Below are 23,424 nucleotides of genomic sequence, written 5' to 3' on the forward strand. Positions count from 1 at the left end.
TCTTAAACATGGATCTTGAAACCTATCATAATCGGTAAAAGAGAACAAATTAGTACTAAGTTGTATTATCCCATCAAATAATAGACCAGCACTTAAATGATTGTGGCGTTTGAAAACGTCCTGTTTATTCTCCTCAGCTATCGAATTCTCTATGTAAATAGGTGTCGAGTAAAATTGTCAACCTGACTTATCTTCTATAAGTAGTTATAAAATTATCAGTTAATTCAAAAAATAGTTGCAATTATTCTTATTAGGTGTTTTAATAAAATTAACTTATCTGATATGTGATATATAACAGGATGTGATGATTTTGGCAATTGAAAAGATTGAGACGAAGAGAGTCTCACATATTATTGAAGAGAAGTTAGAGGAAATGATTCTCGATGGTCAATATCAAATAGGTGAAAAACTTCCATCAGTCCGCATGCTTTGTGAATCTTTTGGTGTCGGGCGATCAGCGATTCGAGATGCAATCACTGCATTGAAAGGGAAGGGATTAGTTGAGGTAAAACAAGGAGAAGGTACTTATGTGAAGGCGTTTGATGTTCATACATTACTGGGGAGTAAGTATTGGAATTTGTATGAAAAGGATATACGAGAACTCTTTCAAGCACGTAAGATTGTCGAGGTAGGTTTAGCGGAATTAGCTGCCAATCACAGATCAGAAAAGGATGTAGAGGATTTACATTATATACTTACAGAAAAAAAGGGGTGGGAATCAGATTTTTTATTTCACCAAAAGCTTGCTGGTATTGGAGGTAATACAGTTTTAATGCAATTTATAGACTTCATATCCGCACCATTGAAGCAATCGCTAGTAAAATTCCATCAATATATACAGAACAGTAAAGAAAAAGGTTCAATCATTGAAACCCAACATATGAACATTTTCCAAGCAATTAAGGAAAGAAATAGCAAAAAAGCTTCAGAAGAAATGCTGGCGCATTTGACCACAGTCGAAGACATGTTACAAGAGACATCTACTATGGAGTAAAAATTTTTCGCTAATTGAGGAACGGTGTTTGGTAATAGCGAACAATAAGGAGGTAAGGAAATTGATGAATGAGGTGCTTTCTATAGTGGAGTATTTAACAGCTTATAAACTAGACTATGAAATGTCTCAAGCTGATTTGTATGGTAATAGTGGACAATACACCGTATATCCAACCTCAGAAGAAGAGTTAAGTGAAATTTTCGCATTTGTTCATAAACATCAATTCACAGTCAATATCCAAGGTGCTGGATCTAAAAGGGGGTACGGGGGATTAATTGATCAAGCTGATTTACTTATTTCAATGGAAAAGTTTACGGGGATCGTTGAACATCAAAGTGGAGATATGACTTTAACCGTTAAAGCAGGAACGAAACTTGAGGATATTCAACGTTATTTAGAGGATTTTAATCAAAAGTTAGCACTAGATCCCTTTATGCCTCACGTAAGTACAATTGGTGGTGTGATAGCAAGTAATGATAGTGGACCGAAGAGACTAAATTATGGATCGGCAAGAGACGCAGTCATCGGTTTAAGAGTAGTATACCCAGATGGTAAGGTGATTCGCACAGGTGGTAAAGTAGTAAAAAATGTTGCCGGCTATGACATGAATAAGTTGTTTATTTCTTCAATGGGGACACTTGGAGTGATAACAGAAGTCACAGTTAAATTACGTCCATTGGCAAAGAGTACAGCCACTTGCATCATATCTTTTCAAGGTGAAGATAGAAATACGATTTATTCTTTTACTAGAAATTTATTAAATAATAGTATTGAACCAATTAGTTGTGAGTTACTTGATCCAATTGTTTCTTATAAAATTAGCGGCATAAATAAACTATCTTTACTCATAAGCTTCGAAGATGTTGAAAAATCGGTGGAATATCAAATAAAGTATATTCAAAGTTTAATAGAAGAAGAAATGAATCTGATTGTTCTAAGAAATAGCGAGGAAAAACAGTTATGGGACCGACTTTATCAACTGCCTATTGATAAGGAGGCTGAACATAACAACGGTGAAAAGCTCTTTGCTGTTGCTAAAATAGGTACAATCAATCTAAACGTTATAGACATTCTCCTAAAAGTAATGGAGATTAGAAGAAATACCAACATTGATATTTATACGCATGGAGGAGTCGGTCATGGCTTGATGCAGCTATATATCAAGGGGGAAGAAAGAGAAATGATTGAAACGCTTACAAAAATGAGAGAAGTAACAAATGAAAATGGTGGTTATTTTATCATTAAACATTTACCGCTAGCTCAAAGGTTGGTGTTTGATACATGGGGAGAAACGAAAGGTGCTCATTATTTACTTGAAGGAATTAAAACGAAGGTCGATCCAAAAAAAATCTTAAACCGTAAACGTTATGTAGGGGGGATATAGGTGACAGTCTCACAACAAAAATCAAAGCAACCAGCTTGCAAAGACGGGGTGAGCAATTATTTGTGGAATGATGCGCCTGATGAAACGAAATGGGCAGATTGTGTGCATTGCGGGATGTGTTTAGAATCTTGTCCAACCTATGAGCAAACAGGTCAGGAACAGCATTCGCCAAGGGGGAGAGTTTATTTAATTAAGTCTGTGGCAGAAGGGAAATTAACGGTAAATGAAGAGTTTATGGATCCTGTATTTGCATGTTTAGATTGTCGAGCCTGTACAACAGCATGTCCGGCTGATGTTGATGTGGGTGGATTAATTGAAGAAGCACGAGGGCAAGTAAGGCAAGCTATTCCTCTAAAAGGATGGAAAAAGTCTGTAAACAAGTTATTTTTACATGGGATATTTCCACATGAAAATCGTCTGCAAACCTTAGGTGGACTGCTGAAGTTCTATCAAAAAAGTGGAATGCAAACATTGGTTAGAAAAACGAAGCTCATTCAAATAATGCCTAAACATTTAGTCGATATGGAAGGGGTTATGCCAAAGATTCATTCATCAGTAAAGAAAAAACATCGTAATGGGTCAGTAATTAAAGCAAAACAAGAAACTAAACGTGAAGTGGCGATGTTAACTGGTTGTGTAATGGATGTTATGTTTAGTGATGTCAATGAATCTACTATAAACGTGTTAACACGTAATGGTAATGATGTTCATATTCCTCAAAATCAAACCTGTTGCGGGGCATTACATGTTCATGCAGGTGATCGAGATATGGGTAGAAAACTAGCAAAACAAAATATTCTTGCCTTTGAGAACGATGATACAGTAATTGTCAATGCAGCGGGATGTGGCTGTATGATGAAAGAATATGGTGAATTATTTAAAGAGGAGCCAGAGTGGCGAGAAAAAGCAGAAGCGTTAGCAGATAAAGTGGAGGACATCTCGAAGTTCCTTTATGATACTGGTTATGAAAAGCCAAAAGCTTCCTTGAATAAAAGAATTACTTATCACGATGCCTGCCATCTTGCTCATGGTCAAGGTGTGAGAGAGGAACCACGAGATTTGTTATTAAATATTCCTGGAGTAGAAATGGTCCATATGCCGAATGCAGATCGTTGTTGTGGGAGTGCAGGTATTTATAATATTACCAACCCTGAAATGGCGGGAGCTGTATTAGCAAGTAAAATGGAAAACGTGCCAGATGATGTCGAGATGATTTCCATGGGGAACCCCGGCTGTATGTTGCAAATGGCCATTGGTGTGAAAAATCATGGGCGCAGTCAAAAGGTTGTTCATACTGTTCAACTATTAGATTGGGCTTACCAAAAGGAGAGTAGAGGATGAAGAAATGGAAATTAAAAACAAAAGATCGACATATTCATGGACTCTCTCAATTGTTAAATGATAAACAAGCTATTCTTTATCATAAAGAAGATTTAATCAGTTATGATTGTGATGGGTTTACGATTCACAAATCATTACCAAGAGCGGTTGTTTTTCCTCATTCAACCGAAGAAGTGGCACGAATCGTCAAGTATTGTCATGATCATGCCCTACCTTTTTTAGCGAGAGGTGCGGGTACAGGATTGAGTGGTGGAGCGATTCCCCTTAATAATGAGGTCATTATTAGCATGGTTAAAATGAAAAGACTAATTGACATTGACCTTGATAATAGGAGAGCAGTTGTCGAGCCTGGTTATGTGAATTTGAAACTCACAAATCAAATTATTGAACGTGGGTATTACTATGCACCAGATCCATCGAGTCAATATTGCTGTACCATTGGTGGGAATGTGGCAGAGAATGCTGGAGGTGCCCATTGTTTAAAATACGGTGTGACAACAAACCACATTTTAGGGTTAGAATTAGTCCTACCAAATGGAGAAATAGTTGAAATCGGTAGAAACGGTGTTTTAGATGAACCTGGTTATGACCTATTAGGCCTTATTACAGGTTCAGAGGGTACATTAGGTATTGTAACAAAAATCATCGTCAGAATATTAAAAAATCCAGAAGGAAAACAAACCGTGTTAGCCTATTTTGATGATATTGAAGACGGTAGTCAAGCAGTATCGGATATCATTTCAGCAGGTATTGTTCCGGCAGCACTTGAAATGATGGATAAGACAGCTATTGAAGGAGTAGAAGCAGCGGCTTTTCCGGTTGGTCATCCGAAAGATATAGCAGCTGTTTTATTAATCGAAGTAGATGGTATTGCAGCAGGAATCGATGAACAAATTGAGCAAATTTTATCGGTTTGTCGCCATCGTAATGTTAGAGAGGTAAGAGCAGCAAAGGATGAAAAAGAACGGGCAGCATGGTGGGCTAATAGAAAAACAGGATTTGGCGCAATGGGGGCAATATCACCTGATTATCTTGTTCAAGATGGCGTTATCCCACGTAGTAAATTACCTGAAGTTCTTCGAAGAATTAATAAGATCAGTGAAGAATATGGTTTACGAATTGCCAACATATTTCATGCTGGGGATGGGAACTTACACCCGCTCGTTTTATTTGACGCGAGAGTTCCTGGTGAAACAGAGAAAGCGCTCGCAGCTGGTAGTGCTTGTCTAAAAGTGTGTGCAGATGTTGGTGGAACAATTACAGGTGAACATGGAGTAGGTATTGAAAAGAGAGAAGAAATGCGGTTCGTTTTCACTGATGAGGAAATTGCAGCGCAAACGGATATTCGATCTGTGTTTAATACGGATAATCTTTTGAATGCTGGCAAGTTATTTCCGTCTCCAAGTAGATGTGCAGAAGTGAAAAAAGAAATAAAAGAGAAAATTATTGGTTAAATAATCGTAAGAATAATCTAAAAATCGTTGAAGCGATCAGTCAATCATGGTATATTTTTTTTAGAATAATAGAAACAGTGTTTTGTAATAACAAACAAGGAGGATTATCATGACGCAATATGTAGAAAAAGGCAGTCTTAAAATCGCGGAGGAATTATTTCATTTTATTGAAAAAGAGGCATTACCAGGAGCAGAGGTAGATTCAGAACAATTTTGGCAAGGATTTGAAAAGTTAATTGCCGATTTAACTCCGAAGAATAAACAGTTACTACAAAAAAGAGAAGACATACAAACACAGATTAATGAATGGCATACAACACAAAAAACGTTTGATGCGAAACAGTATAAACAGTTTTTAGAAGATATAGGCTACTTGCTCCCAGAAGCTGATGATTTTGAAATTACTACTCAAAATATTGACGATGAGATTGCCATTCAAGCAGGACCACAATTAGTTGTTCCAATTAATAATGGGCGCTATGCAATTAATGCTGCCAATGCGAGATGGGGCAGTCTATATGATGCCTTGTACGGCACAGATGCGGTTAGTACTGAAGATGGGGCAACGAACGAAGGTGCATACAACCCTATTCGTGGAGAGAAAGTAATTGCTTTTAGTAGAAACTTTTTAGATGAAGTGATCCCGTTACAAGAAGGCAGTCATAAAGACGCGATCGCTTATACTGTTGAAGCCAGTGAACTAGTCATTACATTAAATAGCGGGACAAAAGAATCACTCCGTAATAAAGCATTATTTATCGGTTATCGCGGGACAGAAACAGAACCAACGGCCATTCTTTTGAAAAACAATCAACTACATTTTGAGATTCAAATTGATCGTCAACATCCAATTGGAAAAACCGATGATGCAGGAATTAAAGATATTTTATTAGAAGCTGCAGTTACAACGATTATGGATTGTGAAGATTCAGTTGCAGCAGTCGATGCTGAAGATAAAGTACTAGTATATCGTAATTGGTTAGGATTAATGAAAGGAGATCTAACTTCTACATTTAAAAAAGGTGACCGAGCGATCACAAGGGCTATGAATGATGATCGTGAATATTTGGCACCTAATGGAGGTACCTTTTCGCTTAATGGACGCTCACTCATGTTTGTCAGAAATGTGGGTCACTTGATGACAAATGAGGCGATATTAACAGAAAATGGTGAGGAAATTCAAGAAGGAATTTTAGATAGTGTGATTACTTCACTAGCAGCAAAACATACATTACTTGGAAATGGAAAATATCAAAATAGTAAAAAGAATTCTATCTATATCGTAAAGCCTAAAATGCATGGTCCAGAAGAAGTGGCTTTTGCCAATGAGCTTTTTAACCGAACAGAAGATTTATTGGGACTCGATCGTTATACATTGAAGATAGGTGTAATGGATGAAGAAAGAAGAACTTCTTTAAACTTAAAATCTTGTATTAAAGAAGTAAAAGAGAGAGTTGTATTTATTAATACAGGATTTTTAGATCGTACCGGAGATGAAATGCATACCTCAATGGAAATGGGCGCAATGATTCGTAAAAATGATATGAAGTCAACAAAATGGCTGCAAGCTTATGAAACATCTAATGTGTTAACAGGGCTTTCTACCGGTTTTAAAGGGAAGGCGCAAATAGGAAAAGGTATGTGGGCGATGCCTGATTTAATGGCAGCCATGCTCGAACAAAAGGTGGCGCACCCTAAAGCTGGTGCAAATACAGCTTGGGTTCCTTCACCGACTGCAGCTACACTTCATGCCCTTCATTATCATCAAGTAGATGTGGCTAAAGTACAGCAATCATTATCAGTGAAAAAGACTGACTTAAGAGACGAGATACTTGCCATACCAGTGGCAAAGGATACTAATTGGACTGGGGAAGAAATCCAAGCAGAGTTGGATAATAATGCACAAGGGATATTAGGATATGTCGTTAGATGGGTTGATCAAGGCATAGGTTGCTCAAAAGTCCCAGATATCAACAATATTGATTTAATGGAAGACCGAGCGACTTTAAGAATTTCGAGCCAACATATGGCGAATTGGTTGCATCATGGTATTGTATCAGAGGACCAAGTGATGACTACTCTAAAAAGAATGGCGAAAGTAGTGGATGAACAAAATGCGGATGATCCATTGTATTATCCGATGGCACCGAACTTTGAGGAATCTGTTGCTTTTCAAGCTGCATGTGAACTAGTCTTTGAAGGAGTTAAACAACCAAGTGGATATACCGAGCCAATTTTACACCGTCGTAGAATTGAGGCAAAAGCGAAGTTTGCTGTAAAACAGTAAAAAAATAATGAATAAAAGAGTGGTTCGTTTGCGGCCACTCTTTCTAAATATAGTAAGAAGAGTGGGACTTGAAATTGTAATTTAAAACTTAAATGATTGTAGTAGGAGGATTTTAAATGAAATTTGTAAGATTTACGATTAATAATCAATTATTACAAGGTATCATTGAAAATGGGGAGATCAAAGAAATCTCAGGTGATATATTCAATAAGTGGGAAGAGACAGGCACCTATTATGATCAAAGTGATGTTAAACTTATTTCTCCTATTGTTCCCAACCAAATTATCGGAATCGGTGCAAACTTTGTTAGTGATAAACAAGAACTACCAGAGGAACTACCAGCAGTTCCAGTGTTTTTCTTTAAACCGGTATCATCCGTAATCGGTCCGAATGAAGAGATAATCATTCCTAAAGGGATTGATCAAGTTAAATTTGAATCAGAATTGGCAGTAGTGATTGGTAAAGAAACAAAAGATGTCGCTGAAGAGGATGTGTTTGATCATATTTTTGGTTATACGATTGGTAATGATGTAACAGCTCCGCAATTTTTCCATCAAGACGGTCATTGGACGGTCGGTAAAGCATTCGATACATTTACTCCTCTTGGGCCAGTTATAGAAACAGAGCTTAAGCTAGAAGATACTCGCATTAGAGCAAATCTAAATGGTCAATTAAAGCAAGATAGCCCACCTGAGTTAATGATTATTTCTATACAAAAGATGATTGCTTTTCTATCGAAGGTAATGACTTTGAGGGCTGGAGATGTTATCCTTACTGGAAGCCCTGTAGGCGCCGAATTGATTGGTGAAGGTGATATAATTGAATGTGAGATTGAATCAATCGGTCAGTTAACAAATACAGTCGTAAGAAGTAAAGCGGAAGTAAAATCATAAATGATTTTTGTAGGTTTTGATTGAGGTGAAGGTATGGAAAGAGATAATATGGTGAAATCGGTAAGTAGAGCGCTTGATATTATTGATATGATCAGTTTAAGAAAGTACGGTATGGGTGTGACTGAAATTGCAAATGAAATGGATATCAATAAAAGCTCCGTACACCGCATATTATCAACTCTTGTGAAGTATGGTTATATCGAGCAAGTAAAAGATTCAGGCAAATATAAAGTAGGTTACAAAATATTAAATATTAGTACTAGGTTGCTTGATTCAATAGATATCCGCTCAGAAGCAAAGCTTTATTTACAGGATTTGGAGCAAAAGACGAATGAAGTCATTCATCTAGTGGTGCCAGATAATGACGAGGTTGTTTATATCGAAAAACTCGATGGGAATGAAGCATTGAGAATGCACTCATCCGTTGGCAAACGTGCGCCAATGCATTGTACATCTGTTGGTAAAGCGATTTTAGCACATCTACCAGTACAAGTAGTCAAAGATATTATACAGAGAAAAGGATTGAAACCTCATACAGAGCATACAATTACAGATGAGATGGCATTGTTAGAAAATTTAAAGATGATTAAGACAAAAGGTTTTGCCCTTGACTTAGAGGAAAATGAAACCGGAATTGTGTGTATTGCTGTCCCAATATTTGACTATCAAAATAATGTATGTGCTGCGATCAGTGTATCCGGTCCATTAATAAGAATGTCACAAGAGCGTTTGCAAGAACTCGCTCCCTTTATGGTTGATATTGGAAAAAGTGTTTCTGTACGCTTAGGGTATTTAGATGAATAGTCTCTTTCAGTTAATAAAAACGCTCCCTTATAAAAAAAAGGGAGCGTTTTTACTTTTTTTAAGTCTAATATCGCACGCTATTACCTCATCTGTTAATCAATCATTCTACTTATTAAAAACTTTAATTATATATAAAAAATATCAATTTATAATTTTCAAAATATTGTTGTAATTGCATAATAAATAAGTATAATTAATATATATAACATTTGTTGTATAACAAAATATTTTAGTTATATAACAACAAAGAGAATAAGGGGGAGTGTTTGTGAGTACAGGCGTTTTAGCAGTTATTTCTTTATTACCGATTATTGCTGTTGCCATTTTTCTTGTAGGACTTAAATGGCCGGCAAGTAAAGCCATGCCGATTTCCTTTCTAATTGCTGCCGCATTAGCATTATTTGTATGGAAGGTTCCATTCAATACTGTAGCTGCAGCAAGTGTAAATGGTTTAGTTGTGGCCATTACACTGTTATATATTATCTTTGGTGCAATATTATTATTGAATACTGTACAAGAAAGTGGAGCCATGAGAACCATTCGCCAAGGCTTCATAGATATTTCACCAGACCGTAGAATTCAAGTGATCATTATTGCTTGGCTCTTTGGCTCATTTATTGAAGGGGCATCAGGCTTTGGTACACCTGCTGCGGTAGCAGTTCCATTAATGGTTGGTTTAGGATTTCCTGCAATGGCAGCTGTTGTGGCTGGCATGGTCATTCAAAGTACACCTGTTACTTTTGGAGCTGTGGGTACACCTGTATTAGTAGGTGTACAAACAGGTTTATCTGCTAACCAAAGTATAACTGACAATCTCTTAAATGTTGTAACAACGATTGGTGGTCATGCCGCAATCTTGCATATGATTGCCGGTACCTTTATTCCATTATTTGTTGTTGCTTTAATGACTCGCTTTTTTGGTAAAAATAAATCTTTTGCAGAAGGAATTAAAGTATGGAAATTTGCACTGTTTGCAGCTTTTGCAATGACGATTCCATACGTGATTGTTGCCAATACACTTGGACCAGAATTCCCATCTATGACAGGGGGACTAGTTGGTTTACTGATAGTTGTACTTGCAGCTAGAAAAGGTTTTCTCCTTCCGAAAGATGAATCGTGGGATTTTGAAGAGAAATCAAAATGGGATCCTGGGTGGACAGGTAGAATAGAAGTGCAATTAAATAACAATGGGAAAACAATGGGGTTACTAAAAGCATGGTCACCGTATATCCTAGTGGGAGTCTTTTTAGTTTTAACGAGATTGAAAACGCTTCCTTTAAAAGAGTGGTTACAATCTATTGTTATTAAATTGGAAAATATATTCGGCTCAAGTATTACTGCAAGCTTTGAGATTCTTTATTCACCTGGAACAGTTCTTATTTTAGTATCAATTATTACATTTTTCATCCATGGAATGAATTTTAGCTCCTATAAAAAAGCATGGAGTAGTTCGGCAAAAACAACAGCTGCAGCATCTGTTGCACTTGTATTCACTGTTCCAATGGTTCAAGTATTCATCAATACTGGTGGTGGAGCCGCAGGTTATGAACAAATGCCAATCGAATTAGCAAATGGGGCAGCGGCATTAGCTGGAGAATTCTGGCCATTCTTTGCTACCTTTATTGGTGGGATTGGTGCATTTATCGCTGGTAGTAATACGGTTAGTAACATGATGTTTTCCCTTTTCCAGTATGATGTCGGTAGCCAAATTGGGGTGAACCCAAGCTGGATTGTAGCTTTACAAGCAGTTGGTGGAGCAGCGGGTAACATGATCTGTGTCCATAATGTTGTTGCTGCTTCTGCCGTAGTAGGACTCGTCGGTAAAGAGGGAGAAGTTATTCGTAAAACACTCTTGCCATTTGTTTATTACGCTTTATTTGCAGGTGCTATAGGGTACTCTATTGTATGGTATTCAAGTAAAGGCTTATTTAACCTCGGTACACTGATTGCTGTTCTTATCATTTTGGCTGCATTTTATATTATAGCCACGAACAATAAAAGGCTTAATACGTTGCATCAATATAATCAAACAATTTCAAAGTAATAACAAAAAAAGTAACCGCACTATATTTAGCGGTTACTTTTTTGTTAAAATTACCAGAAAAATAAGGGAAGAAAGACTAAGGCAGCAATAGCACCTAAAGCAATCCCTGCGCCGAATCCCCAGCCCCAACCGCCGCGACCGCAACCACCGCGACCGCAACCACCTCTGCGGTATCCGCTTGCATAACCGTAACCACCATAATTTTTGTTCATTGGACGTAAATACACTCTGTCGTTAGATACTCTTTCAATAATCCCACGATGAATTCTACCATCATTCATTTTGATTTCTACAGGCTTTCCTATTCCGTTAGAACAGCGATGATAATAACCACTCATTAAAATAACACCTCCGGGAAATAAAAATGCTTTCTCTCCTTATGGTATGTCCACCTTTCTTTTTTGAATAGGTGCATGTCCTATATGAAGAGCGGAGTTTTTATCCAGTGTCAACAACTAGAACATTAGAATAATATAGATAGTATAAAAGGAGGGGAACAATGAAATATTCTTATGAAGATGCTTTAGCCTATTTTCAAGTCCCATTTGCTCACCCTGGAGGGAAACAACTTACGAGTGAGTTATTAATTAATGAGTCTATTACGACAGAAACGACTATTCTCGATGCTGGCTGTGGAACAGGAAGCACATCTTATCTTTTAAGTGATTTATATGGTGCGAGAATAGAAGCAATAGACAAACATGCAGAAATGGTACAGGCCGCAACTAGAAAGGCGAGCATGTTAACAAAACCCTTTCACGTATCGTTAGGTAATGTGGAGAAGTTATCTTTTTCTAATCAACAATTTGATCTGATCCTATCTGAATCAGTTATCGCCTTTACTAACGTGGCAAGTACTTTAAAGGAATTTGCACGTGTATTAAAAGACAAAGGGAGACTCTATTTAATAGAGATGACAAAAGAATCATCAATGACTAGTGAAATGGAAGAAGAAATGAAGGCGTTTTATCAATTAGAAAAACTGTTAAGTGAAAAAGATTGGACGAAGGCTTTAGACACTGCCGGCTTTAAAAAGGTCGAAGTTTTAAAAGCAAGTACGATTGCAGAGATGATTGCAGAAGGAGTGAAGATGGGAGACGATAGTTCCCATCAACATATCAAGTTATTAAAAGAAGATTTATCACAAGTGTTAATTGATCATTACCAACTTAACTTACAATTAAGTAACCATCTAGGCTATCGAATGATACGAGCGATGAAAACGTAGCTCACATTTGATCGAGGGTAAGATTTAACTTTTGATAGATTGCTAATAATTGTTTAATTTCTTCATTTGTGAGCTGTGCAAATGTATTTTTTTGCAGTTGATGTCCGTCTTCAGCTGCTTTTTTTAACACTTCTAAGCCTTCATCAGTGATTTCTAAATATGAAATTCTTTTATCATTTAAATCAGGTATTCGTTTAATATAATCCCGTTTAGATAACTTCTGAATAAGATGCGAAATAGAGGATGGTGCGATACCGAGGCTTTCTGCCAAATCGATAGGTTTCATTTTTCCATCGCGCTTTAAATGACTAAGCAGAAGAATATGAGAAATACCTAATCCCTCATTAAAAGATTGATTCCATTTAATAATCATGCGGTTGGTTACTTGTTCCATCGCATGAATAAGTTCAAAAACAGTTTGATCATTCATTTTATGCCAGGTCCTTCCCTACGTTTCATACAGTAATCATATCAAAAAAAATAATGATGCAACAAACGTTAGTATCTTTACGATGTTTTTTCCAATAATCGGATATTATCTGTCGAAATCAACTTCACGGAATCCATTTCATAATTACATATTACTTATGTGTGAGATTGATATTAATAATATTCGAAAAAATAAGAAAAATATAATAAAATATAGAAAAGGAGGAAAGGCAAAGATGAATGATACATATATAACAGAGGAGCATGAACTTTTTAGAAAGTCCTTACGGAAATTTTTAGATAAAGAAGCTTATCCCTATTATTCACAATGGGAAAAAGATGGTATGATTCCTAGAGCTTTCTGGAGAAAAATGGGTGAGCAAGGCTTCTTATGCCCAAACATCGACGAGGAATATGGTGGAAGTGGTGTTGATTTTGGCTACTCTGTCATTATAAATGAAGAATTAGAAAGGGTCGGATCCGGAACGATTGGTATCGGTCTTCATAATGATATTGTTATACCTTATATCACAACATATGGTACTGAAGAACAAAAGAAACGGTGGTTACCAAAGTGTGCGACAGGGGAATTCATTTCGGCGATTGCCATGACTGAGCCTGGCGCAGGTTCTGATTTGGCATCGATTAGGACGACAGCTATTAAAGTTGATGACCATTATGTACTGAATGGCGAAAAAACCTTCATTACAAATGGAATGAATGCAGATTTGGTCATTGTGGCTGTAAAAACAGATACGAAGGTGAATCCTCCATATAGAGGAATTAGCTTAGTTATAGTAGAGAAAGGAATGAAAGGGTTTACAAGAGGAAGGCAACTAAACAAGGTTGGCTTACATTGTCAGGATACAGCAGAGCTTATTTTTGATGATTGTATCGTATCTAGTGAAAATCTACTCGGTGAGGAGGGTAAAGGGTTTTACCATTTAATGGAAAGGCTTCAACAAGAACGGTTAATTGTTGCTATTGCTGCCCAAATTGCTGCCGAAGAAATGATAAGAATGACAACGGCTTTTATCAAAGAAAGAAAAGCGTTTGGAAAGGCAATTAGCTCTTTTCAAAATACGCAGTTTAAAATGGCTGAGATGGTAACAGATGTAGAGATGAGCCGTGCCTTTCTTCAAAAGTTAATTCATGACCATATGAAACAAAAGGATATTGTCACTCAAGTTTCAATGGCTAAATGGAAATGCACAGAGAATGCGAGAAGAATTGCGACAGAATGCATGCAACTTCATGGTGGATACGGCTATATGGAAGAATATGAAATAGCAAGAAGGTATAGAGACATACCTGTCGCCAGTATCTACGCAGGAACCAATGAAATGATGAAATCAATTATTGCTAAAAACTTAGGATTATAAGGGAGGATTTCTTTTGCGCGAAGTAGTTATTATTGATGGGATAAGAAGTGCAGTCGGAAAAAGGAACGGTTCTTTAAGAAATACACGTCCTGATGATTTAGCTGGTGCAGTCATTAAAAGTTTAGTAGAAAAAACAGGGTTAAATCCAACACTAGTAGATGATGTTATTTTAGGATGTGTATCACAAATAGGTGAACAAACAGGAGATATTGCTCGTGTGGCGGCTCTTATCTCTGGATTACCAATCACAGTTCCAGGAACAACGATTGACCGACAATGTGGGTCGAGTCAACAGGCGGTTCATTTTGCCGCTCAGGCGATTTCATCAGGTGATATGGATATCGTTATTGCTGGTGGCGTTGAAAGTATGTCGAGAATACCAATTGGTTCAAGTTATCAGGGTGTAAAACCGAGTGAGCAATTGACAAAGCAATATGAGATTATCCATCAAGGGTTATCGGCGGAAAGAATAGCAGAAAAATATCAGTTCACTCGTGCTCAACTAGATGAGTATGCATATCACAGTCAAGAAAAGGCACTACTTGCTCAAGCAGAAAATCGCTTTAAAAATGAAATTATGCCACTTGAGTTAGTTGACGATAGTGGGGAAACATTCAATTTTGATCAAGATGAGGGGCCAAGAAAAGGAACGAGTATAGAGAAATTAGGCGGATTGAAACCTTCATTTAAAGAGAATGGCATCATACATGCTGGAAATGCAAGTCAAATAAGTGATGGAGCAGGTGCTTTGCTCATTATGTCAGGTGAGAAAGCACGAGAATTAGGATTGAAACCAAGATTTAAAATAATTACCCGCGTCGTTATTGGGTCAGACCCTACTTTGATGCTTACAGGTCCGATAGCTGCAACTGAAAAAGCATTGCAAAAGTCTGGATTAACCTTAGCGGATATGGATGTATTTGAAGTGAATGAAGCCTTTGCTTCTGTGCCATTAGCGTGGTTGAAAGAAACAGGAGCAAATGCGAATAAACTGAATCCAAATGGAGGTGCTATTGCCTTAGGTCATCCACTGGGTGCAAGTGGAGCTCGCTTATTATTAACAATGATGAGTGAATTAGACCGTACAGAAGGTAGATATGGGTTACAAACAATGTGTGAAGGTATGGGTATGGCAAACGCAACAATTATAGAAAAAATCTTTTAATAAAAAAGGGAGGAATAATAGATGACAATGACGATTGCAGAAATCTTTGATTTAACGGTAAGTAAGTTTCCGGAGAAGGAGGCGCTATATGATGTCAGAAAAGATTTGAGGTTTACTTATCGTGAGTGGGCAGACGAAGTCAATGGATTAGCACAGGCGTTACATGTAGCAGGAGTGAAAAAAGGAGACCGAGTTTCTACCTATTTATATAATACAGAAGAATTAGCAACGACGTTTTTTGCCTGTGCAAAAATAGGTGCAGTATTTAATCCTATTAATTTCCGGCTGATGTCAGAAGAATTGTCATTTATTATTTCTGATGCTGAACCCAAGGTGTTTATTTTTGAAGAAACTCTACAGACAGCTGTTGAAAAAGTGGCCAATAGTTTCCCCACAGTTCAATTTTGGTCAATTGATGGCAATCATCCTCCTTTTGCCAAAAGTTATCATGAGCAAATCAAAGCTGTTAATAGAGAGAACGTAGAAGTGGAACTATCATCAGATGATCTATATGCGATTATGTATACGAGTGGGACAACTGGGAGACCAAAAGGCGTGCTGCATCGCCATAAAGATATGACAGAACAGAGTCTGATTGTTATCCATGCACTAAATTATCATCAGAATGATAATGGTTTAGTCGCTGCTCCTATGTTTCATTGTGCAGAGTTACATTGCGCTTTTTTACCAAGAGTTCATATTGGAGCAAAGAGTACCATTCTCCACCAGTTTGATGCAAAAAAAGCATTAGCACTGATTGATTCAGAAAAAATTACCGCTTTCTTTGCAGCACCAACAATGTGGAATATGTTGCTTCAAGAAAATTTACAAGCGTATAATCTATCAACATTAGAAAAAGGTTTATATGGTGCAGCACCAATGGCCCCTAGTCTCGTGTTTGCTTGTCGGGAGAAGTTGGGTGTTAAATTAACTCAAGCCTATGGGATGACTGAAATGGGACCAGCAATTACGTTCCTTAGTGATGAAGACCAGATTCGTAAAGCAGGCTCGGCGGGGCAAGCTTGCTTGAACCATGAGATAAGGATTGTTGCACCTAATGATAATGGTCATTCATATGATGATCAAGTCGTTCCAACTGGTACAGTAGGTGAGATCATTGTGAGAGGACCAAGTATGATGCAAGGTTATTATAAAAGAGAGGAAGCAACTAAAAAGGCACTCCATAACGGCTGGTATCACTCAGGAGATATGGGCTACCTCGATGATGAAGGCTTTCTCTATGTGAAAGACCGTGTTGATGATATGGTGATTTCAGGGGGAGAGAATATTTATCCACGGGAAGTAGAAGATGTTATCCATGCACATCCTTCCGTGTTAGATGTAGCTGTATTAGGTGTACCAGATGAGCATTGGGGAGAAGTTGTCATTGCTTACGTTGTCAAAAAAGAGGGGAATATTACTGCTGAAATTTTAGATGCATTTTGTAAACAAAGTGAAAGCCTTGCAAATTATAAAAGACCAAGAAGATATGAATTTGTGGAAAGTCTACCGAGGAATGCTAGTGGGAAAATCCAAAAATTTGTATTAAGAAATCAGGAACAATTGCAAAAATAACCGCCAGTAAATGGAAGGGATAACATATGTTAACAGGTGTGAAAATAATTGATTTTACAAACTATTTACCAGGTCCTTTTGCCACGCTTAGATTGGCAGAACTAGGAGCAGAAGTAATTAAAATAGAAGGACCCAATGGTGATCCTGCACGACATGTAGAGCCGATGGGCAAAGGTCAAGGTGTCATATTTACGAGTAATAATCGGGGTAAGCACAGTCATTTCCTCAATTTAAAAGATACAACCGATTTAAATAAGGTGAAGGAACTAATACTAGAAGCCGACGTAATCATTGAAAGTTTTCGACCGGGTGTGATGAAGCGTTTAACATTAGACTATGAAACGATCCAAACATATCATCCCACAATTGTCTATTGTTCATTGGTTGGGTATGGTGAAAATACTCTTTATTCTACCTTTGGAAGTCATGATCTGAATTATATGGCCATTAGTGGGATGTTAGCACAATGGAAGGATGATAAGGGACGTCCCATTCATCCTTCTCAACAAATAGCTGATTTAGTCGGAGGGATTGTGGCAAGCGAAAGAGTTTTAGCAGGTCTTGTTCAAAGAGGGATAAATGGAAAGGGTAGCTACCATCAAGTAAGTATGGCAGATACAATGACGGCTTTAATGGGTAACCACCATCTCGTTCATCAAGTGACCGAAATGAAACAAGGTGTAGAGGTTTTAGCAGGGACCATTGTTAACTATTGTTTATACGAAACAAGTGATGGTCGCTATATGGCATTAGGCGCATTAGAGAAGAAATTCTGGCAATCTTTTTGTTTAGCTGTTGAACATCCCGAATGGATAGCATGTCATATGATGAAGGTAAGTGATCCTGTTTATAAACAAGTTTCTGCAGTTTTTAAGGAGCAATCATTTACTGATTGGATAGGTGTTAGCGAGCAAGTCGATTGTTGCTTAACACCTGTGTTAGAAATCGATGAAGTACCCAAAAGTAGTTATCATCAACAAAGAGGAAATTTCGTTTATGATGATAACTGGTCGTGTATTCAACAATATTCTGACTTGAGAAATCCTCAAAAAAAGAAATAGGGACAAAAGAACTTAATAATCGTCAAACATATATAGTAACAACTTAGAATATAGTGTTATAATAGATAAACCTTAAAAAGTGATTTGTGTTTAAATGAAGGTTTATTTTGCAACGTAGATCACAAAAAAGTGAGTGATGATTGTAAGTGAAATTTATTAAGATGATACCTAATATGCTTACTTTAGGCAATTTATATTGTGGATTTTTGTCTATTGGATTTGCTGCTCATGGCCAATATAATAATGCGGCTATATTGATTATTATCGGGATGATGCTTGATAGTATGGATGGTCGTGCAGCGAGGATGTTAAAAGCAGATAGTACGCTAGGCAAAGAATTAGATTCATTAGCCGATGTTGTAACTTTTGGGGTTGCACCGTCATTTCTCGTATATTATACATACTTTTACCAATTTGGTTCTATTGGATTATTAGTTTCTGGGTTATTCCCGCTATTCGGTGCATATCGCTTAGCACGATTCAATATTGGTACTAGTAAGCAGTCCATGCATTATTTTATCGGTGTTCCGATTACTGCCGCTGGTGGTATTTTAGCTATCCTAACATTGTTTGGCCATTGGGTGCCCAGTATTATTACGACAGTTGTATTTACCGCGCTTTGTTTTTTAATGGTCAGTCGTATTCGCATTCCGAGTTTAAAAGATATCCCATTACCAAAGTACGGGACAATTGTGACAATCTTTTTAGGCTGTATGCTTTTTGTTCTTTATAAAGGGACATATGGTTCCTATCCTTATTTAATTTATATTGCCACTCCATTGTACATTGCCTATTTAGCGTACCGCTTTAAAAAGAACCAAAATAATAAGACTTCCGACTAGTAAGAATCATACAGTTGGGAGTCTTTTTTTGTTGTTAAAAAACCATTAAGTCATGAATGTAATTGATTCTTTCAGAGAGGGAAATCATTTTATAAAAAAAGGATGAAGGAGGTTTCTCCTTCATCCCATAGCTAAAATAAAATTAGCTTGAAAAGAAAACTTTTTCAGTATTATATTTTGCTTTTAACTTATTAATAATGTAGGTTTCGTATATTTCACGCTCAACGGGATCATCAACATACATACATGCAATTTTGGTCACTTGTTCACGGTGATTTTTAATGGGAGACACCTGGTCGTCGAAATGCTTTTTTACACGTTGTCTTAGTTTACGTGCTTTCCCAACAAAAAGAAGGTTCTCTTTTTTGTCAAAGAATAAAATCATTCCACCTCTATCTCTTGGAATCTTTGTAAAGTCCGTAAAACCATATAAATGGCTGATGGCCGTTGTTCCTTGTTCCCCGCCAGGCTTCTTTTTAGTGATAACTAAGTCTGGTTGAGGTATTTCAATATTAATCATCAATAATCACTTCCTATTCTAGCAATCATCGTACCACAACCTACATAAAAAAGCCCATACTTCCTCGTATTTTTCTTTAAATGTTTTTAAATCATATAATGTAGAGAAAATAAACGTTTTCAAAAAATGAAAGTTTGAAAAATTAACAATATTTTTAGGTTGATTTTTACAATTTCTCCATAAATTTATGGGTATATTGATGAATTTTACAAAGGCTTTACAAAAGGTTAATAGAGAATTAAATATGATTCGTTATATTGGGGTTAACACAAACAAAACAGCTAAAAGCAATCTAAAGTGGAGGTTTTTCTATGCTAAAACTTCGAAAATGGAAGAGTATTTTGTTACTTTTGTCACTTACCTTAATTTTGACTGCATGCAATGGTGGTGAAGAAGAAGGAGAGGGACAAGCTAGTACAGGTAACGGAAGCACGATATCCATTTCTGGTTCTACGTCAGTTGGTCCGCTAGCGGAAAAGCTAGCTGCTAAATATATGGAAAATGCGGATGTGAATATTGAAATCAATCAAATTGGTTCTTCAGCAGGAATTACAAATGCAATAAGTGGAGTTTCCGAAATTGGTATGTCTTCTCGTAACTTAGAGTCAGGAGAAGAAGAAGAAGTAACACCTACAATCATTGCTTTTGACGGAATTGTAGTCGTTACACACGCAAACAATAAGGTAAAAGATTTAACAATGGATGAAGTGAAAAAGATCTTTACTGGTGAAATAACAAACTGGAAAGATGTGGGCGGTAAAGATATGGAGATTGTTGTCGTTTCACGTGAAGACGGGTCAGGTTCGAGAGATGCTTTTCAGGAAATTGTTGACTACTCTTCTGGTGAATTAGTGCGGAGCTCAATTATCGCTAGTGGGAACGGAAATATAAAAACGACGGTTGCAACAAATGAACATGCTATTGGGTTTATCTCTTTTGAATATATAGATGATACAATTTCAACGATTAATATTAATGGGGTAGAACCAACTGCTAAAAATGTGATTGAAGAGAAATATCCATTATCTCGTCCTTTCCTTTTCGTGCATAAAGACTTATCAGAGGAAAGCCAAGCGTTTATTGATTTCATTTTAAGTGAAGCTGGGCAGGAAATAGCTGCAGAAGCAGGGGCTATACCAATTATAGAAGAATGATGCTACATCAAACAATTAGCAAGTGACTTTGGAGGTATGTGTTTTGCCAAATCCATCAGAAGTAAAACAAACAAATAAATCAAATCGATTAAAATATATTATGGAGTTCATTTCAGAGAAGTTGTTTTTAATCTGTGCGCTAATCTCTGTGCTTAGTTTATTTCTCATTATTGGATTCGTCTTCTTTAAAGGATCGAATCCATTCATTGCAGACGGATATAGCTTTATTGATTTTATCTTTGGCTCTGATTGGATACCGAGTGAAGATAAGTATGGAATTTTTCCAATGATAGTTGCTTCCATTTATGCAACGATTGGAGCGCTTGTCATTGGAGTACCAATTGGGTTATTAACGGCGATCTTTTTATCGGAAATAGCTCCAAAACCAATTGCAAAGATTATTTCACCAGCTGTGCAATTGTTAGCGGGTATTCCCTCTGTATTATATGGTGTATTCGGCTTAGCGATTATTGTTCCTTTCTTACAAAATAATCTTGGCTTAGTAAAAGGGCAAAGTTTAATAGCGGTTATTCTCGTATTAGCGATCATGATGTTACCTACAATTGTAACCGTTGCTGAAACAGCCATTAGAGCAGTACCGAAAACGTATAGAGAAGGTTCCTTAGCATTAGGTGCCTCGCCAATCGGAACCATCTTTAAAGTCGTTGTTCCAGCAGCAAAATCAGGTATTATGGCAGCGATTGTATTAGGGCTAGGACGAGCAATTGGAGAGACAATGGCAGTCATTCTTGTTGCTGGTAATAGTTTGATTATACCAACAAGCTTAACGGATAGTGTAAGGCCACTTACAACGAATATTGCCCTTGAAATGGGTTACGCTTATGGTACACATCAGGAAATGTTATTTGCGACAGGAATTGTATTATTCTCATTCATTCTAATATTGAATTTCGTATTAGCAAAAATAAGTTCGAAAGGTGGGAAGTAAAGTGAGAAAGTTTAAAGATAATTTATTATTAGGCTTATTGTGGTTTGGCGCTTTCTTAACTGTAGCTATCCTACTTATTATCGTTGGTTATATTTTTTATAAAGGTATCGGGTTAATTAATCTTGATTTTATCTTTGGTGACTATTCACCTGTCGGCGGCGGTGGAATTTGGCCAATGATTATTACTACCATTTATACAATTGTGATATCGCTAGTCATTGCCACTCCAGTTGGGATTTTAGCAGCAGTTTATTTACAAGAGTACGCGAAACAAGGAAAGCTCGTTCGAATGATCCGGTTTGCAACAGAGAGTTTAACGGGTATTCCATCTATTATATACGGATTATTCGGTGCTGTATTTTTTGTTACCACATTGGCGATGGGGATGTCTATTATTTCAGCATCCTTGACCTTAACAATTATTGTTTTACCAGTGATCATCCGTACAACAGAAGAAGCATTAAAAACAGTACCAGCTAGTTACCGAGAAGGTTCCCTGGCATTAGGTTCAACAAAGTTACAAACACTATATAAAGTCATTTTACCTAGCGCTATGCCAGGGATCTTATCAGGGATTATCCTCTCAATGGGACGTATCATTGGTGAATCAGCAGCAATCTTTTTAACAGCAGGTACAGTAGCTGCAATGCCTGAAGGGATTTTCTCATCAGCGAGAACATTAACGGTTCATTCGTATCTTGTTACACAAGAATCTGGTGATATTGAATTAGCAGCAGCAATTGGTATTGTGTTAATTGTAATGATTCTTGCTCTAAACTTTGCTGCAACATTTATCTCTAAAAAGCTTAATAAAGCTGACTATTAAAAAGGAGTGTTCTATTCATGAATACAACACTAGAACGTAAAGAAGTAAAAGAGTCTGCAAATGTTGAACATCAAAATGATCAGCGTTCAGTGAAAATTAGTGTAAGAGACTTAGATTTATTCTACGGTGAGAACCAAGCGCTTTATCAAGTGTCATTAGATATTCGTGAAAAAGAGGTAACAGCATTAATTGGTCCTTCTGGATGTGGAAAATCGACTTTTTTAAGAACATTGAATCGTATGAATGATTTAATTGATAGTGTGAGAATTAATGGAGATATCCACATTAATGGCAATAATATATATCAATCAAAAGATGTTATTGAACTTAGAACAAAAGTCGGTATGGTTTTCCAGAAGCCAAATCTATTTCCAATGAGCATCTATGATAATGTAGCCTATGGGCCTAGAATGCAAGGGATTAAAAATAAAAAAGAATTGAATAAAATTGTTGAAGAAAGTTTACGTGGAGCAGCGATTTGGGACGAAGTAAAAGATCGTTTAAAAACTTCGGCACTTGGTTTATCAGGTGGTCAACAACAACGTGTTTGTATTGCCAGAGCAATTGCCATGAAACCAGACGTCATATTAATGGATGAGCCAACTTCAGCACTTGACCCCATTTCAACACTTAAAGTAGAAGAACTTATTGCTCATTTGAAGAAAGATTATACGATCGTCATCGTTACTCATAATATGCAACAAGCTGCTCGTGTATCCGATAAGACAGCGTTCTTCCTCAACGGAGAAGTCATTGAATTTGAACAAACCGATCAAATCTTCTCCATGCCAAAAGATAGCCGTACAGAAGATTATGTGACTGGCAGATTCGGTTAAAAAAATAAACGTGAGGTGTCGAACAAATTTCCATTGTTAAATAGGGATTTGTTCGGCTCTTTTCTTTGGGAAAATGTATGATTGATGCATAGCTACCAAACTAATGAGATGTGAGAGTAGCGCAAAAGGGGGAACTAGACAACAGGTGAGCAATTTCGGATATGGGCAATGTAAATAGCTAAACATAACCAACAATAGGTCAACTTCCAATTTAATGGTTGCAAAACGGAAACTAATCTAGAGAAGTAAAACCTAA

21 protein-coding genes are annotated in these 23,424 nt (G+C 36.9%); 18 read left to right on the forward strand and 3 right to left on the reverse strand.

The features are described 5' to 3' along the window. Positions 1 to 310: 310 nt before the first annotated feature. The 8 genes from MKX29_RS19265 to MKX29_RS19300 all read left to right on the forward strand — a co-directional run bounded on the left by MKX29_RS19265 (position 311) and on the right by MKX29_RS19300 (position 11,201). A complete protein-coding gene (locus MKX29_RS19265; RefSeq protein WP_224938437.1) occupies positions 311 to 994 on the forward strand; it encodes a FadR/GntR family transcriptional regulator in 684 nt (227 codons plus the stop codon). A gap of 64 nt (positions 995 to 1,058) precedes the next feature. Then, a complete protein-coding gene (locus tag MKX29_RS19270; protein WP_251162017.1) occupies positions 1,059 to 2,378 on the forward strand; it encodes an FAD-binding oxidoreductase in 1,320 nt (439 codons plus the stop codon). Further along, positions 2,379 to 3,719 (forward strand): (Fe-S)-binding protein, encoded by a 1,341-nt coding sequence (locus tag MKX29_RS19275; protein ID WP_095373007.1) that lies wholly within the window; start codon positions 2,379 to 2,381, stop codon positions 3,717 to 3,719. It begins immediately after the preceding gene. After that, a complete protein-coding gene (locus tag MKX29_RS19280; RefSeq protein ID WP_251161783.1) occupies positions 3,716 to 5,173 on the forward strand; it encodes an FAD-linked oxidase C-terminal domain-containing protein in 1,458 nt (485 codons plus the stop codon). Before MKX29_RS19275 ends, MKX29_RS19280 begins: the two co-directional genes overlap by 4 nt. Positions 5,174 to 5,282: 109 nt before the next feature. Further along, positions 5,283 to 7,460, forward strand: coding sequence for a malate synthase G (locus tag MKX29_RS19285; protein WP_341107138.1), 2,178 nt, complete (start codon positions 5,283 to 5,285; stop codon positions 7,458 to 7,460). A gap of 116 nt (positions 7,461 to 7,576) precedes the next feature. Then, a complete protein-coding gene (locus MKX29_RS19290) occupies positions 7,577 to 8,353 on the forward strand; it encodes a fumarylacetoacetate hydrolase family protein (protein ID WP_341107140.1) in 777 nt (258 codons plus the stop codon). A 33-nt stretch (positions 8,354 to 8,386) separates the two neighbouring features. Continuing rightward, on the forward strand, positions 8,387 to 9,157 hold the full coding sequence (locus MKX29_RS19295; protein ID WP_224938433.1) for an IclR family transcriptional regulator: 771 nt from the start codon (positions 8,387 to 8,389) through the stop codon (positions 9,155 to 9,157). 268 nt (positions 9,158 to 9,425) lie between these two features. After that, positions 9,426 to 11,201, forward strand: coding sequence for an L-lactate permease (locus MKX29_RS19300; RefSeq protein ID WP_341107142.1), 1,776 nt, complete (start codon positions 9,426 to 9,428; stop codon positions 11,199 to 11,201). Positions 11,202 to 11,251: 50 nt separating this feature from the next. Here MKX29_RS19300 and MKX29_RS19305 read toward each other — a convergent pair whose 3' ends face one another. Further along, positions 11,252 to 11,539, reverse strand: a complete 288-nt coding sequence (locus MKX29_RS19305; protein WP_224938431.1) for a hypothetical protein — start codon at positions 11,537 to 11,539, stop codon at positions 11,252 to 11,254. 161 nt (positions 11,540 to 11,700) lie between these two features. Between MKX29_RS19305 and MKX29_RS19310 the strand changes: the two genes are divergently transcribed. Further along, positions 11,701 to 12,429, forward strand: a complete 729-nt coding sequence (locus tag MKX29_RS19310) for a class I SAM-dependent methyltransferase (RefSeq protein ID WP_341107144.1) — start codon at positions 11,701 to 11,703, stop codon at positions 12,427 to 12,429. A 1-nt stretch (position 12,430) separates the two neighbouring features. Here the strand turns inward: MKX29_RS19310 and MKX29_RS19315 are convergent, their stop codons facing one another. Next, positions 12,431 to 12,859 carry a MarR family winged helix-turn-helix transcriptional regulator gene (locus tag MKX29_RS19315; RefSeq protein ID WP_341107146.1) on the reverse strand — a complete coding sequence of 143 codons (429 nt, stop codon included), beginning with the start codon at positions 12,857 to 12,859 and terminating at the stop codon, positions 12,431 to 12,433. Between the two features lie 235 nt (positions 12,860 to 13,094). Here MKX29_RS19315 and MKX29_RS19320 point away from each other — a divergent pair, with 235 nt between their 5' ends. From MKX29_RS19320 to pssA, 5 genes are all read left to right on the forward strand, one after another. Beyond that, positions 13,095 to 14,240 (forward strand): acyl-CoA dehydrogenase family protein, encoded by a 1,146-nt coding sequence (locus tag MKX29_RS19320; RefSeq protein WP_341107148.1) that lies wholly within the window; start codon positions 13,095 to 13,097, stop codon positions 14,238 to 14,240. A 13-nt stretch (positions 14,241 to 14,253) separates the two neighbouring features. Next, positions 14,254 to 15,405: a thiolase family protein gene (locus MKX29_RS19325; RefSeq protein WP_341107150.1), complete on the forward strand. Its 1,152-nt coding sequence runs from the start codon at positions 14,254 to 14,256 to the stop codon at positions 15,403 to 15,405. 21 nt (positions 15,406 to 15,426) lie between these two features. Further along, positions 15,427 to 16,980 carry a fatty acid--CoA ligase gene (locus MKX29_RS19330; RefSeq protein ID WP_224938426.1) on the forward strand — a complete coding sequence of 518 codons (1,554 nt, stop codon included), beginning with the start codon at positions 15,427 to 15,429 and terminating at the stop codon, positions 16,978 to 16,980. A gap of 26 nt (positions 16,981 to 17,006) precedes the next feature. Further along, on the forward strand, positions 17,007 to 18,041 hold the full coding sequence (locus tag MKX29_RS19335) for a CaiB/BaiF CoA transferase family protein (protein WP_341107153.1): 1,035 nt from the start codon (positions 17,007 to 17,009) through the stop codon (positions 18,039 to 18,041). A 146-nt stretch (positions 18,042 to 18,187) separates the two neighbouring features. Beyond that, entirely contained in the window at positions 18,188 to 18,883 is a 696-nt protein-coding gene (gene pssA, locus MKX29_RS19340) for a CDP-diacylglycerol--serine O-phosphatidyltransferase (RefSeq protein WP_095373020.1), read from the forward strand. A 142-nt stretch (positions 18,884 to 19,025) separates the two neighbouring features. Here the strand turns inward: pssA and MKX29_RS19345 are convergent, their stop codons facing one another. After that, positions 19,026 to 19,403 (reverse strand): nucleotide excision repair endonuclease, encoded by a 378-nt coding sequence (locus MKX29_RS19345; RefSeq protein ID WP_224938424.1) that lies wholly within the window; start codon positions 19,401 to 19,403, stop codon positions 19,026 to 19,028. A 311-nt stretch (positions 19,404 to 19,714) separates the two neighbouring features. On the opposite strand from MKX29_RS19345, the gene MKX29_RS19350 reads away from it, so the two are divergent. From MKX29_RS19350 to pstB, 4 genes are read left to right on the forward strand one after another with little or no spacing between them, the layout of a single operon-like run. Next, positions 19,715 to 20,557 (forward strand): phosphate ABC transporter substrate-binding protein, encoded by an 843-nt coding sequence (locus MKX29_RS19350; protein WP_224938423.1) that lies wholly within the window; start codon positions 19,715 to 19,717, stop codon positions 20,555 to 20,557. A 43-nt stretch (positions 20,558 to 20,600) separates the two neighbouring features. Next, positions 20,601 to 21,506, forward strand: coding sequence for a phosphate ABC transporter permease subunit PstC (gene pstC, locus MKX29_RS19355; protein ID WP_224938422.1), 906 nt, complete (start codon positions 20,601 to 20,603; stop codon positions 21,504 to 21,506). A 1-nt stretch (position 21,507) separates the two neighbouring features. Further along, positions 21,508 to 22,332, forward strand: coding sequence for a phosphate ABC transporter permease PstA (gene pstA / locus MKX29_RS19360; protein WP_224938421.1), 825 nt, complete (start codon positions 21,508 to 21,510; stop codon positions 22,330 to 22,332). Positions 22,333 to 22,349: 17 nt separating this feature from the next. Continuing rightward, the gene (gene pstB, locus MKX29_RS19365; protein WP_224938420.1) at positions 22,350 to 23,168 is read left to right on the forward strand and encodes a phosphate ABC transporter ATP-binding protein PstB; all 819 of its coding nucleotides are present in this window, start codon (positions 22,350 to 22,352) and stop codon (positions 23,166 to 23,168) included. Positions 23,169 to 23,424 lie beyond the last annotated feature (256 nt).

Origin of the sequence: Cytobacillus sp. FSL R7-0696 (assembly GCF_038006865.1) — a bacterium.
GTDB lineage: Bacteria > Bacillota > Bacilli > Bacillales > Cytobacillaceae > Cytobacillus > Cytobacillus kochii.